The organism is Carnobacterium sp., assembly GCF_045617425.1.
Taxonomy (GTDB): domain Bacteria; phylum Bacillota; class Bacilli; order Lactobacillales; family Carnobacteriaceae; genus Carnobacterium_B.
In genome coordinates this window covers 53,305-66,718 of the sequence record NZ_JAZLIO010000022.1, presented here as the reverse complement: position 1 = coordinate 66,718, position 13,414 = coordinate 53,305, and the positions used below count along the sequence as shown (strand labels likewise).

Annotated in this window: 15 protein-coding genes; 7 read left to right on the top strand and 8 right to left on the bottom strand. The window is 32.8% G+C overall.

What is annotated here, in order from left to right; genetic code table 11:
• The first annotated feature begins 24 nt into the window (after window positions 1-24).
• Both ACKI3H_RS11465 and ACKI3H_RS11460 read left to right on the top strand, forming a co-directional pair.
• Entirely contained in the window at window positions 25-1,803 is a 1,779-nt protein-coding gene (locus ACKI3H_RS11465) for an ABC transporter ATP-binding protein (protein WP_407372380.1), read from the top strand.
• Entirely contained in the window at window positions 1,796-3,598 is a 1,803-nt protein-coding gene (locus tag ACKI3H_RS11460) for an ABC transporter ATP-binding protein (protein WP_407372379.1), read from the top strand. The genes ACKI3H_RS11465 and ACKI3H_RS11460 overlap by 8 nt, the downstream gene beginning before the upstream one ends.
• A 281-nt stretch (window positions 3,599-3,879) precedes the next feature.
• On the opposite strand, the gene ACKI3H_RS11455 is transcribed toward ACKI3H_RS11460, so the two are convergent.
• From ACKI3H_RS11455 to ACKI3H_RS11445, 3 genes are all read right to left on the bottom strand, one after another.
• Window positions 3,880-4,128: a GlsB/YeaQ/YmgE family stress response membrane protein gene (locus ACKI3H_RS11455; RefSeq protein ID WP_007724863.1), complete on the bottom strand. Its 249-nt coding sequence runs from the start codon at window positions 4,126-4,128 to the stop codon at window positions 3,880-3,882.
• Window positions 4,129-4,291: 163 nt separating this feature from the next.
• The gene (locus ACKI3H_RS11450; RefSeq protein ID WP_407372378.1) at window positions 4,292-5,512 is read right to left on the bottom strand and encodes a toxic anion resistance protein; all 1,221 of its coding nucleotides are present in this window, start codon (window positions 5,510-5,512) and stop codon (window positions 4,292-4,294) included.
• 19 nt (window positions 5,513-5,531) lie between these two features.
• The gene (locus tag ACKI3H_RS11445; RefSeq protein WP_407372377.1) at window positions 5,532-6,236 is read right to left on the bottom strand and encodes a 5-bromo-4-chloroindolyl phosphate hydrolysis family protein; all 705 of its coding nucleotides are present in this window, start codon (window positions 6,234-6,236) and stop codon (window positions 5,532-5,534) included.
• A 251-nt stretch (window positions 6,237-6,487) separates the two neighbouring features.
• Here ACKI3H_RS11445 and ACKI3H_RS11440 point away from each other — a divergent pair, with 251 nt between their 5' ends.
• From ACKI3H_RS11440 to ACKI3H_RS11430, 3 genes are read left to right on the top strand one after another with little or no spacing between them, the layout of a single operon-like run.
• The gene (locus ACKI3H_RS11440) at window positions 6,488-7,039 is read left to right on the top strand and encodes an NUDIX domain-containing protein (protein ID WP_407372376.1); all 552 of its coding nucleotides are present in this window, start codon (window positions 6,488-6,490) and stop codon (window positions 7,037-7,039) included.
• A gap of 17 nt (window positions 7,040-7,056) precedes the next feature.
• Window positions 7,057-7,308 carry a cell wall synthase accessory phosphoprotein MacP gene (gene macP / locus ACKI3H_RS11435; protein WP_407372375.1) on the top strand — a complete coding sequence of 84 codons (252 nt, stop codon included), beginning with the start codon at window positions 7,057-7,059 and terminating at the stop codon, window positions 7,306-7,308.
• A gap of 20 nt (window positions 7,309-7,328) precedes the next feature.
• A complete protein-coding gene (locus ACKI3H_RS11430) occupies window positions 7,329-8,021 on the top strand; it encodes a 5'-methylthioadenosine/adenosylhomocysteine nucleosidase (protein WP_407372374.1) in 693 nt (230 codons plus the stop codon).
• 78 nt (window positions 8,022-8,099) lie between these two features.
• On the opposite strand, the gene ACKI3H_RS11425 is transcribed toward ACKI3H_RS11430, so the two are convergent.
• Window positions 8,100-8,573 (bottom strand): GNAT family N-acetyltransferase, encoded by a 474-nt coding sequence (locus tag ACKI3H_RS11425; protein ID WP_407372373.1) that lies wholly within the window; start codon window positions 8,571-8,573, stop codon window positions 8,100-8,102.
• A gap of 385 nt (window positions 8,574-8,958) precedes the next feature.
• Here ACKI3H_RS11425 and ACKI3H_RS11420 point away from each other — a divergent pair, with 385 nt between their 5' ends.
• The gene (locus ACKI3H_RS11420; RefSeq protein WP_407372372.1) at window positions 8,959-9,522 is read left to right on the top strand and encodes a GNAT family N-acetyltransferase; all 564 of its coding nucleotides are present in this window, start codon (window positions 8,959-8,961) and stop codon (window positions 9,520-9,522) included.
• A gap of 25 nt (window positions 9,523-9,547) precedes the next feature.
• On the opposite strand, the gene ACKI3H_RS11415 is transcribed toward ACKI3H_RS11420, so the two are convergent.
• Entirely contained in the window at window positions 9,548-9,988 is a 441-nt protein-coding gene (locus ACKI3H_RS11415; protein WP_407372371.1) for a YueI family protein, read from the bottom strand.
• Window positions 9,989-10,287: 299 nt separating this feature from the next.
• Between ACKI3H_RS11415 and ACKI3H_RS11410 the strand changes: the two genes are divergently transcribed.
• Window positions 10,288-10,932 (top strand): DUF1054 family protein, encoded by a 645-nt coding sequence (locus ACKI3H_RS11410; protein WP_407372370.1) that lies wholly within the window; start codon window positions 10,288-10,290, stop codon window positions 10,930-10,932.
• A gap of 45 nt (window positions 10,933-10,977) precedes the next feature.
• On the opposite strand, the gene ACKI3H_RS11405 is transcribed toward ACKI3H_RS11410, so the two are convergent.
• The 3 genes from ACKI3H_RS11405 to ACKI3H_RS11395 all read right to left on the bottom strand — a co-directional run bounded on the left by ACKI3H_RS11405 (window position 10,978) and on the right by ACKI3H_RS11395 (window position 13,292).
• The gene (locus ACKI3H_RS11405; RefSeq protein WP_407372369.1) at window positions 10,978-11,442 is read right to left on the bottom strand and encodes an S-ribosylhomocysteine lyase; all 465 of its coding nucleotides are present in this window, start codon (window positions 11,440-11,442) and stop codon (window positions 10,978-10,980) included.
• 133 nt (window positions 11,443-11,575) lie between these two features.
• Window positions 11,576-11,746, bottom strand: a complete 171-nt coding sequence (locus tag ACKI3H_RS11400) for a hypothetical protein (protein ID WP_407372368.1) — start codon at window positions 11,744-11,746, stop codon at window positions 11,576-11,578.
• Window positions 11,747-12,140: 394 nt separating this feature from the next.
• Complete coding sequence (locus ACKI3H_RS11395; protein ID WP_407372367.1) at window positions 12,141-13,292, bottom strand: tyrosine-type recombinase/integrase; 1,152 nt, start codon at window positions 13,290-13,292, stop codon at window positions 12,141-12,143.
• Window positions 13,293-13,414 lie beyond the last annotated feature (122 nt).

Below are 13,414 nucleotides of genomic sequence, written 5' to 3'. Positions count from 1 at the left end.
GTTAAGAAACGAAGGAGAACGACTATGATAAAAATACTAAAATACTTAAAACGAAAAGAATGGATGATGATTTTATTTAGTGTCATCTTTATAGTTGTTCAAGTCTATTTGGATTTAGAATTACCAGAATATATGTCTAAAATTACTCAACTTATTCAAATTCCGGATTCAAATATGCAAGATATATTTGAAAATGGTGGCTATATGATGCTGTGTGCCCTAGGTAGCTTGGTTGCATCTTTTATAACAGTGTTCTTTGTTTCAAAAGTAGCAGCGGGTCTTTCACGCACGATAAGATCAGAAGTATTTACGAAAGTTGAAGGATTTTCAATGGAAGAAATCAATCATTTTTCTACTGCAAGTTTGATTACCCGTTCTTCAAATGATGTAACGCAAATTCAGATGGCAATGGCACTTGGTATGCAAGTAATAATTAAGGCACCTATTATGGCTGTATGGGCTATTTCCAAAATAGTTGACAAATCATGGGAATGGACATTGTCAACAGCAGGGGCAGTAGGTGTTTTGCTTCTTATCATAAGTGTTATAGTAATATTCGCTTTACCGAAGTTTAAAGTAATCCAAAATTTAACAGATAACCTTAACCGAGTTACACGTGAAAATCTAACAGGGTTACGCGTTATTCGTGCATATAATGCAGAAAGTTTTGAAGAAGAAAAATTTGAAACAGCAAATCATAAATTAATGACTACAAACTTATTTATCAATAGAATCATGGCGATTATGGGACCTGGGATGACTTTGATTATGAGCGGATTAAGTTTATCTATTTACTGGATCGGTGCTTATTTAATCAATGATGTTCAACTAACTAGTCAAGCAAGTGTTTTAAATCGTGTTGATATATTTAGTGATATGGTAGTGTTTTCTTCTTATGCTATTCAAGTTGTTATTTCATTTATGATGTTAACGATTGTATTTATTATTGTTCCTCGTGCTGCAGTATCCGCTGGACGTATTTTAGAAGTTTTAAATACAAAAGAGACCATAAAGGATGGAACATTAACACAGTCTACTCAAGATCAAAAAGGTACGGTAGTATTTGATAATGTATCTTTTCAGTATCCAGATGCTTCTGAAGCTATATTGGAAAATATTTCCTTTACGGCAAACAAAGGTGAAACAGTTGCCTTTATTGGTTCTACAGGTAGTGGGAAAAGTACGTTAGTTAATTTGATTCCTCGTTTCTTTGATGTAACAGGTGGGCAAATTAAAATTAATGGACATGATATCAAAGAGTACACACAAAAATATCTGCATTCTCTAGTTGGATTTGTTCCACAAAAAGCATTTTTATTCAGTGGTACGGTTCGTTCAAATGTGAGTTACGGAGATGCTGGTCAAGAAGTAACTGAAGCTGACATGAAAAAAGCTATTGAAATAGCTCAAAGTAGTGACTTTGTTGAGAAAATGGAAGATGGATATGATGCCTCAATCGCTCAATCAGGAAGCAACGTTTCAGGAGGTCAACGTCAACGTTTAGCAATCTCACGTGCGATCTCACGGAAACCAGAGATTTTGGTTTTTGATGACTCATTTTCAGCTTTAGACTATAAAACAGATCGTGTATTACGTGCAGCGTTAAACAAAGAATTAAAAGATACAACAAAATTGATTGTTGCACAACGTATTGGTACCATTCGTGATGCAGACAAAATTATTGTTTTAGATGAAGGAAAAATTGTTGGAATTGGTACACATCAAGAATTGATGCAAACATGTGAAGTCTATCAAGACATCGCTTATTCTCAACTTTCTAAGGAGGAATTAGCAGATGAGTAAACAAAAAAAAGGGCCAATGAGTGGACCAATAGTAGGTACGAAACCTGATAATTTTAAAGAGTCTATTGGTAAGTTAGCAAAATATTGTAAACCTTATATGATGTACATTATAATAGCATTCGTATTTGCTATTTTTGGTACAGTATTTAATTTAATAGGACCTGATCGTCTTAGTGAAATTACTGACATCATTACTGCAGGAATTACAGGTGCTATAGATTTAGAAAAAATAAAAAGTATTGGTCTATTTTTGGTTACGTTGTATGTTCTTGGTGCAATTTTATCTTATTTCCAAGGATTTATTATGGCTACTGTAACCCAAACCGTTACAAAAAAACTGCGTACAGATATTTCAACAAAAATTAATCGTTTACCATTACGATACTTTGATAGCAATAACCATGGTGACATTTTGAGCCGTGTAACAAATGATGTGGACACTATTGGCCAAACTTTAAACCAAAGTTTAGGTCAATTGGTAACGTCAATTAGTTTATTTATTGGTTCGTTGATCATGATGTTTTACACAAATGTTCCTATGGCTATCTCTGCCATCTTATCAACGGTTATTGGTTTTGGTTTAATGATCACAATTATTAAAAAATCACAAAAATATTTCAGTCAACAACAAAGAAGTTTAGGTGAATTAAACGGTCATGTTGAAGAAATTTATACGGGCCACAATATCGTTAAAGCATTTAATGGTGAAGAGTCAGCGATTGAAGAATTTAATCAAATCAATGATACATTATTTGATAGTGCATGGAAATCTCAATATATTTCAGGTCTAATGATGCCGTTAATGAACTTTATTGGTAATTTTGGATATGTAGTGGTCTGTGTAGTTGGAGCTTATCTAGCATTCAATGATCAAATTACTTTTGGTGTGATTGTTGCCTTCATGATGTACATCCGTTTCTTTACGCAACCTCTTTCACAAATTGCACAAGCTTTTACTAGTTTACAATCAGCTGCTGCTGCGAGTGAACGTGTCTTTAATTTCTTAGAAGAAAATGAATTAGAAGTGGAAACTGGAAAACCCACTTCATTAGGTACAGTTAAAGGGGATATAACCTTTGATCATGTGAAATTTGGATATGATCCTGAAAGACCAATTATTAAGGACTTTTCTCTAGAAGCTAAAGCTGGGCAGAAAATTGCAATTGTAGGTCCAACGGGAGCAGGTAAAACGACATTAGTAAACTTGTTAATGCGTTTCTATGAAGTTAATAGCGGAGAAATCTATATTGATGGAACTCCGATTTCCAGTGTTACTAGAGGGGCCTTACACGAACAATTCTGTATGGTACTACAAGATACTTGGTTATTTGAAGGAACGGTTAGAGAAAATATTGTCTACAGTAAGCAAGGTGTAAAAGATGAAGAAGTGATCAGTGCTTGTAAAGCAGTTGGAGTACATCATTTTATTCAAACATTGCCACACGGTTACGATACAGTTTTAGATGATACAACAAGTTTATCTGCTGGTCAAAAACAATTAATGACAATTGCTCGTGCTATGGTCGCCGATGCACCATTATTGATTTTAGACGAAGCAACTAGTTCAGTTGACACCCGTACGGAATTGATCATTCAAACAGCAATGGACCGTTTGATGCATGGAAGAACGTCTTTCGTTATTGCGCATCGTCTATCCACCATTAAGAATGCAGATTTGATTATTGTGATGAAAGATGGAGATGTAGTAGAAAGTGGCAATCATGATGTTTTATTGCAACAAAATGGATTTTATGCAGATCTTTACAATAGTCAATTTGATCAAGAAGAAGAGTAAAAAGATAAATCTAAAAAATAGTTATACCCAAAAGACATGAATAAAGAACTTTATTCATGTCTTTTTTTTATCCAGCAAAAATATTATCAGGAACCTATTTATCAAATTTTGCACGTTTTAAGGTCGTCAAATCTATAATAGGATAACTTATATGTCTTTCTCTATAAACATGCTTAAAACAGAGTTATTTCACGCTAATTAGGTCCGCTATGCTCAAATATTGAACAAAAAAAAAGCAGTCCAAGAAATTTCTTTCTTGGACTGCTTTTTAATGATTATTCTTAACCTTTGCGTCTTCCAACAATAAGTGAGAAGATAAAAATTAAAATAATAGCTCCAATTAGTGCTGGAATAATCGCGAAACCGCCAATGATTGGTCCGAAGTCGCTTAATAACGAACTACCGATCCATGATCCGATAAAACCAACAATAATGTTTCCGATAATTCCGCCTGGTACATCTTTACCAACTATCATACCTGCGATAGCTCCTAAAATTCCACCTACAATTAATGACCAAATAAATCCCATGTTCTTTTCCTCCTTCAAAAAATGTTATTCTTTATTACTCTTATTAGTATAGTCACCTTTTGTTCACATATCAAATGATATGCTCTTCGTAGTATTTGTTGTACAAAAAAAGCATTAAGATAATCAATCGAAGGCTATCAATTGACTATCTTAATGCAATTAGTTATTTTTCGTCAGTTGTCAGTTCTAATAACTTATCACGTAAAGAAGTTTCCATAACGGATAATTCTCGTTCTGCTTCTTTGCGTTTGATTCTTCCATCTTGTTGAATTTGTAACGTTTCTTGTAAAGTTTCAATTAAATCATTTTGAGTTTTTTGCAAAGTTTCAATATCGATGATGCCACGTTCGTTTTCTTTGGCTGTTTCAATAGAAGAGATTTTTAACATCTCAGAATTTTTCTTCATTAAATCATTCGTTGTTTCGGATACTTGTCGTTGAGCTGTAACAGCATCTTTTTGACGAAGTAACGTAAGAGCAATCGCAATTTGGTTTTTCCAAAGAGGGATTGCCATATTGATAGAAGATTGAATCTTTTCAGCTAAAGCTTGGTTCGTATTTTGAATCAAGCGAATCTGTGGGGCTTGTTGAATAGTCATTTGACGCGCAAGTTTCAAATCATGGGTTCTTTTTTCTAAACGGTCTAAAAATTGATTTAGATCATTGACCGTTTGTACATCCATTTGATTTGTACTCGTTTCTGCTTTTTTTACAGCCTCTGGAATAAGATTATTAAGCAAGTCGTCAATTTTTATTTCTCCAGCGGCAATGTAAATATTTAAAGCATCAAAATAATCTTTGTTCTTAGTGTAAAGCTGTTCTAACATTAAATTATCGTTTAGTAAACCGGCTTTTTCTTTATCTAATTTCACAGAAATTTTATCTATTTGTGCACCGATTTTTTGATATTTTGCAGTCATTTCATAAATTGATTTTTTTACACGTCCAAATATTTTTTTAAACATATTACTGTCTTCAGCACGCAAGTCTTCTGGGTTAGCTTCATTCAAACGATACATTAAATCATTTAAGGTATCGCCAATTTCACCAGTATCTTGGTTTTGAACATGGTTTAACATGGAATGAGAAAACTCTCCAAGTTTTTGTTGAGCTGCTGAACCATACATCATAACAGATTGAGCATTCGTAACATCAATTTGTTCTGCTAATGAGCGAGCTTGTTCTTGACGTTCTTTTGGTAAACTGTCAATTAAACGTGGCACTTGTTCTGTCTGGACCATTTCTTTTTCAATTTGTTCTTGTTTTTGTAAAACAGGTGCATTTTCAGATACATCTCCGAAAGGATTAGCTAATAAACTTTCTAATTCAGAGTCGACTTCTTTAACTGTAGAAGATTGTTCTAATGCTTCATTTTTTTTATCCATCTTACCATCTCCTTAAAGATTATAATTCTTCTGATTCTATTGATTGTGTATGACCATTATCGCGTTCAATTGCTTTCTTTGCAAGCTCAACCTCTATGGCCATATCTTCAAAATCATCAGACTTAAACAGAACATAATCTTCAGCAATTAATTGACACATTTCATCTATTGTAGAGGCGCTTTCGTCAAGAATATCAAATGTTGATTTATTTTTTACTTCATGTTGACTAATTTCCAGATATTTATCTGTTAAATCGGTTAAAGAAGGAAGGTGGACATATAAAAATTTATCTACTTCATGTAAACGATTCGGTTCTTCAGTAATGCTTTTAAATAAAGATTTAGATAATTGAATCGTATTGTTGCGCTTTTCAATTGCTTCCAGTTTTGATACACTGTGGAGGTTTTTTTCTAAGCTTAATAATTTTAATTTGGCTGTATGCATGGTTTCTCTAAAAAATTGAATTTCTTCTTTAGACATTCCTTTAGATTTATAAAAGGCTTCCTTTTCAGGAGATAAACGATTTAGTTTTTTTGAAGACATAGAATCCTCATTAACAGATTGCTTATAAATAAAGAACGCTCCGATAGCCATACTAATAATCAATGATAAGAATAGGTCAAAATTAAATACAAAGCGGACAATAACGAAAATTAGAATAGTTGATAAACTGGTCAAGGTGTAATAGAAAATGTCACCTAAATTTTTGATATTTTTTTTCATATTTTTCACTCCAATAATTTATTTTTTGAATTGTTTTTAAGTTTTATTTTCTTAGTCTTATTTTAGCATAAATAAGACTAAATCTCCTATCAGACCTAAGAATGATTTCTTGCTACAACTAATGAAGTGGAGTAGCTTGTAGACAGTCTATAATTTATTTGTAGAAAGGCATAGAATGTAGACTTAATTGAAAAAAATGAAAAGGAAAGGTATGATAAGGCATAAGAAAATTTTTTTATGGAGGAAATAAAATGATATTTGAAGAGAAAACACTGTCTTCTGAGACGATATATAATGGAAATTTGATTGATTTTGTAGTTGACACTATTGAATTGCCTAATGGAGAAACAGCTACTAGAGAGTTGGTTAAACATCCTGGTGCAGTAGCTATTATGGCATTCACAGATGACAATAAAATGATTTTTGTTAAACAATACCGAAAAGCCGTTGAGCAAGTCTTGTTAGAGATACCTGCTGGAAAAATTGATTTAACAGATGAGGACCCATTGGAAACAGGAAAAAGAGAGTTAGAAGAAGAAACAGGGTTCCAAGCAGAATTATTTGAACTGGAAACTTCTTTTTATACTTCTCCAGGATTTGCAAATGAATTGATATATGTTTATTCTGCTCGTGGACTAAAGAAAGTAGAAAATCCACTTGCTCAAGATGAAGATGAATTTATTGAATTAGTTTACTTAACGTTTGATGAGGCTTGGGAAGCTTATGAGAAACACTTGATTTACGATGCAAAAACAGTATATGCTCTTATTGCGTGGAAACTTAAATTAGCCACAACGAAATAGAAAGGTGATTGTACTAGATGAATCCAAAAACTAGAGCAGAAATTAGAAAAGAAAATGAATTAAAAGAAAAAGAACAAAAGAAAAGAGATAAAGAACGCGAAAAAGTTGAGCGAGAATATCAGAAACAATTAGAAAAAGAAGGCATCGTTACGAAGAGCCGTAAGAATGAAAATGAAAAGGTTCGTGACAGAGGACGCAAGCTGGATAAAATCATTTTAGTGGTAGCAATATTACTAGTTATTGTATTGGCAATTGTATTTATTATTTAGTTCAGAGAGGAATTTAAAGGATGAAAATTGGAATCATCGGTGCTATGCAAGAAGAAGTAACCGTATTGAAAAATAGGATGAGCAATAAACAAGAGTGGGTAGAAGCGAATGCTTCGTTTGTATCAGGGGAAATTGAGCAAGTTGAAGTCATTTTAGTACAATCCGGTATTGGAAAAGTTAATTCGGCCATTGCAGCAACACTCTTGCTATCTAAACATGAAGTGGATGCTATTATCAATACTGGATCTGCTGGGGGAATAGGAGACGGATTATCTGTAGGAGATGTGGTAATTTCAACTGAAATGGCTTATCATGATGTCGATGCAACCGTATTTGATTATGTTATTGGACAAGTTCCTCAAATGCCAGCTCGCTATAAAGCAGACCTCTCTCTTGTAGAACAAACTAGCCAAGCAGCTAAAATAGTAGGTTTGCAAATGGTTCAAGGCTTAATCCTGACAAGTGATTCATTTGTTGCAGATAAAAAAATTGTGAATCAAATCAAACACCACTTTCCAGATGCTTTGGCTTCTGAAATGGAAGGTGCAGCCATTGCACAAGTTTGTTATCAATTTGAAAAACCCTTTGTTATTGTAAGAGCTATGTCAGATGTAGCAGATGAAGAAGCGGGAATGAGTTTTGACGAATTTATTATTGAGGCAGGTAAAAAATCTGCTGAAATGGTACTAGAGTTGTTAAAAAATTTAGCTTGATATAAAAAACGAAGAGATCAGGATGTTTGCATCCTTGTCTCTTCGTTTTTTATTTGTGTAAGGGTGCAGAGAATAACGTTAGAGTTGTTTGTATGCTATTTCAGTGTAAACTTCATAGCCCAATTGCTGATACACTTTTTTTGCTCTTTCATTATCAGACCAATAATGCAGTTCTAGTTGGAAAATGCCACGTTCCTTTGCAAAGTTATCAGCAAATGCTAAAAGTTCTTTGCTTAGACCTTTCCCTTGGTAAGCAGGCATGATTAAGATATGGTGCAAGTATAATCGAGTGTAGCCATAACGATAAACCGTTTCTGCTACTGCTTCTTCCTCTAACCAAAGATAAGCAGCAATTTGTTCGGGTTCTTGCTGATCATCTATCCAAAGAAATACTTGTTGTTTTGGATTTTTAAATTGTTCTTGAAAATAGTGTAAGATTGCTTTTTCATCGTATGGTTTAAAAAAATTAGGATACATTTCTTTATGTTTTTCTTGCATGACATATCCCAATGTTGCCATTAACTGCGCATCTCTTGTTTCAATAATTTTCATATTAAAGCCTCGCTCACATTCATTTTTCTAAATTAAACACACTTTAATAGTTTATCACGAGAAGGAAGAAAATAAAAATAATTATCTTGTGGATACACATATAAAAATGGTGTGGATGTTTTTAAACAAATTGTAGTCACTGAAGTACTAATAGTTCCTAAACCTCGATGAATTCTAAAAATGGCTACAAGCTACTTTAATCCTTCAGAAATTTTTGGGGAATAGATGATTCATCGAGCAACACATAAAAAAGTATAGATCCAAAAAAATAAAAATAAAGTTTGCTATAAAAGCGTAAACATTTTAAAATAAAGATATTATATACAATCATATTAAAATTGGTCATGGGTGGGAAATAAAATTAGTAGGAAAGAGGCTTTTAGTAGTGACTATTTTAGAAACGGAACGTTTACTACTCGTATCTTATCAATTATCTTTTATTGAAGCTACACTAATTGGAGACGATAAACTACAAGAAGTATCTGGTTACAGTGTCGCACAAGAATGGCCAGGTGTAGAATTTTTCTTTTATCTGCCTTATGTGCTTGAAACAGTAAAACAAGATAAAATAAAAGAAAAATGGACCCATTTAGTGATCCTAAAATCTGAACAAAAAATTATTGGAGAAGTCAGTGCACAAGGCGATCCTGAACTGACGGGTGAAGCAGAATTGGGTTATAGCATAGTAGAAACTTATGCGGGAAATGGATATGCCACAGAGGGAGCTCAAGCATTTTTAGAGTGGCTTTTAACTGAGAATATCAAGAATATAAAGGCTAAAACATATTTATATCATAAAAAATCACAACATATTTTAAAAAAATTGGGGTTTGTAAAAACAGGTGAAGGATTATTTACTGGAGGAGACAGGGTAGCCTATTATGAATGGCACTCCAATCCAATCACATCTATAAACAGTAATGAATACGACAAAAAAGCTAAAGGGTAACGATTTAGCTTTTTTGTCGTATTCATTATGAGAATAAATTTTTAAAAAATGAAGGTTTCTTGTCTTCTTTTTCTGGAGGAGTCATCAAAGGGTATTTAATGGCTACATCCACTTCAGTTTCATTGACAGCAGTCGATGAGACATAAATTAGCCCAAGTGGACTACGTAGGGATCCTTCATCGGATACAATCCGAAAAGGACAATTGTATTCTTGACATAATTTAATATAAGGGCTCAATTTGTTCATATCAATTTGTCCATTCAAGAGCAATTGTTGATTTGGATGAAGCTGTATTTCTTGTTTTACAGCATCAATATAGTTCTCTGAAATAAGTTGTTCAACGGTCATAGATAGATAGACACGTTCTCTAAGACTGCCAAAATATTTATTCCTTTCATCAGGATTTGTTTTTTTATTTCCATATATACCTTTTGATAAATAGTCTTGAGTCTCTCTGTCAGCCATTTTAAATCCCTCCTTTTATAGTCATTCTTTAACGAATTAAAGTTTTCAATGTTCTCTTAGGTTAAAAAATAGTATAGCATGAACCTCAATGAAATAAAACATTTTGTATTTGATTAAGCTGACAAAGAAAAGCTAAAAGATTGATGAAAAAAAACTGTACAAGCAGCAGTATAAATAAAATTATGATTTTATAGTTTAAAGAGGTGATTTAATAAAAAAGGTCTTTATTAAAAATTTAATCTAATTTGATTGTTTATTTGGTAAGATAGAAACAGTAATCGAATTCAAGGAGTGAAAGAATGGATAATGTCACGTTTACCAAAGCCGATTTTGCGGTGTTTACTATTGAAGGGTTAGAACCTAGAATGGCAGCCATTCGAAAACAAATTCAACCAAAGTTTCATTTATTAGGACAGAGACTAGCTAAGGAATTAGCAGTTGAAGTAAATAAAGAAAAGCTTCCTGTCCACATTGCCCAACATATAAGAAGAACAAAGAACGCTCCAAAAGATACTTGGATGGCGATAGGTGGGAATAATAGAGGGTACAAAAAATACCCCCATTTTCAATTAGGCTTATATGGAACGCATCTTTTTATTTGGTTGGCTTTTATTGATAATCCTCTGCACGAAGAAAAAATGGCTCAGAAAATAATAGAGGAACCAACTCTATTATTTGATTTACCTGATGATTATGTTGTTTCTTGGGATCACACAAAAGAACAAGTGATACCTATTCATCAAGCCGAATTACTCAATGGATTGATGCGATGGAAAACGGTTAAAAAGGGAGAATTTTTAATTGGAAGACAGCTATGGGCCAATGATCCACTTTTGATAAATCCAGATGCGACCCACCACTATATACTGGATACATTTATGCAGTTATTACCATTATATCAACAGGCTTACAATGTGCATGAACTACAAGAAACCAGTGATTAAAAAAAGGATTCAACACGATAATTATCGTGTTGAATCCTTTTTAGATTAAGCAAAGACAATATGCCATTCATTGCGTTTTGTTAAGAAATCTTTTGCTAATTGTTGTGCACCCTCTAGTGTATGATGAGCTGCCCATCCACATTGAGTTTCGTTACTTGCCGGAACTTCAGTAGCTACTAAAACATCTTCCATTGTTTTTTGTAAAACTTCTAAAATTTCCTCATAGTTCTCATGATTAATAACGGTTAGATAAAAACCTGTTTGGCATCCCATAGGACCAAAATCGATAATATAATCTGCATGGTTGCGAATCAATTCTGCAGTTAAATGTTCTAATGAATGAACACTCATCATATCCATGTGTTCTTTATTTGGTTGTGAGAAACGGACATCATATTTTAAAATTTTATCCCCATTTAATCCCATCTTTTTATCGGCTAATCTAACGTAAGGTGCTTTAACTTTTGTATGATCTAAGTTAAAACTTTCCACATTCATTTTGCTTGTCATAAACAACACACTCCCTATTTCTTTCTAACGCTATTTAATTTCCTAGTAATTAGTGTACCACTTTTAACTTCAGACTAAAAATATTTATTTTTTCAGTAGAGATTCCGGAAAATAAAAAACGCTGAGTTAAGTCTCAGCGTTTGTCGTGGTTATTATCATCTTTTTTCTCATTAAATTTACGAACAATAAATTCATAGTTTATAAGAGCATTAAAATCATCTTGAAAATGAATTACTATTTTAGACTTGTTGCTTTTTAATTTGACGGCAGGACCAGTGACTTCAACTACTGTATGGTTAGACACAATATACACTCCTTTTTAGTTAAATGAAATAAGAATAAATGACTTTTTAAATAAAGTATATTTGGATAAAAAGAATAATTGCTATTTATTAATCTATAAAGTTTACCATAAAATTATAGAGATTAAAATATTCTTGAACGACTTTTTTTATATTCTCATCAAATTCATATAAAACTTGGTATTTAGCCATTGGAAACGGTTATTTATTTAGTGAAATTTGCCTAATTTTCCAAAAAAAACAACAAAAAAAGTACCAAAGGAACGGCTTGAGCCATTTCTTTGGTACTTAATAAATTAGTTATTAACGAGAGTAGTACTCAATCGTTCCGCAAAAGCTTTCACTGACAGTCTTTTAAAGGTATTTCATTAAAACCTCCCCCAAAAGCCCCCCAGTTTATAAATTTTGAATGTTTAACGAGTTAGAAAAGGAATCAACTAAATCATCTTCCATCTCTTCAATGACATGTCCATAAATGTTATTAATCATATCTGGTGTATTGCCAAGTCGCTTAGCAACACTTACGACCGGGTTGTTATCTTTCAAAAGAAGAGTGGCATGAGTATGTCTTAATCCATGTGGGCTTAACTTTTTTAAACCAGACTTAGAACATAATCTTCTAAAGACGTAAAGTGGAGTAGAAGGACTTAATGGATCCCCAGTTTGATAACTACAGAAAAGAAAATCAGTTGATTTATAAGGCTTACCAAATTGTAATCGATTGGTTTTTACCCAAAGTAAATACTTTTTCACTTGCTGCATAATAACTGGACTCATTTTAATAGTGCGGTAACTATTTTTTGTTTTAGGTGTTCTAGTTCCTTTTCCATCACGAGTTCGATTGATGGAAATAGTATTTTTTTCAAAATCAAGATCATCTTCAGTTAATCCTAAAGCTTCACCAATACGCATCCCAGAATAAGCAAGTACAAGTACAAGAGTATAGTTTGTAATATTTTCCGTTTCTTTAGCAGTCTTAATAAAAAGTTCTAATTCTTTATCTGTTAAATAATTTTCACTTTTAGTTGGTTCAGGAATATAAACTTCTTTCATTCTATTTCGATCTAGAGATTCATTTTTTACCGCAGCGTTTACTGCTATCATAAAAATAGAGTGGAGGAGGTCAACAGTACCAGGTTTATATTTTGCTAAAAGCGGCTTAATAAATTTAGTTTTATACGTTACTAAGTCAAGGTTTGAAAGAACATAATCACCAATTAAAGGATTGATATGATTCTCTATAGCATTAATCCTTTGTAATTGAGAATTGATTTTCCAATCATCTTCAAAAGTTTCGTACCATATCTTCATCCAGTCTTTAACTTTTAATCGATCGCTTGATAATTCTTTAAATGAACCATTTGCTGCTTTAGTTTGAACTTCTAGTAAAGCTTTGTAAGCCTCTTTCTCAGTGTCGAATCCTTGTTTTGAGGCTTCTTTTCGTTCGTTAAAATTGTTATAATATCTATATCGGTAAAGCCATTTCTTCCCTTTTTTGGATTCGTAAGAGAAAACGAATTGGTATTTTTTAGATTTTATATAGTTCATATTTTGTCCCCTTTAGTCTGGCGGACTACTAGGCATTGTGATAAAATATGAATACGACAAAAGACCGTATGACAGCGTGACTTTGTTTTGAACACTCCTTAGCTTTGATCGGTGAGGGAGTG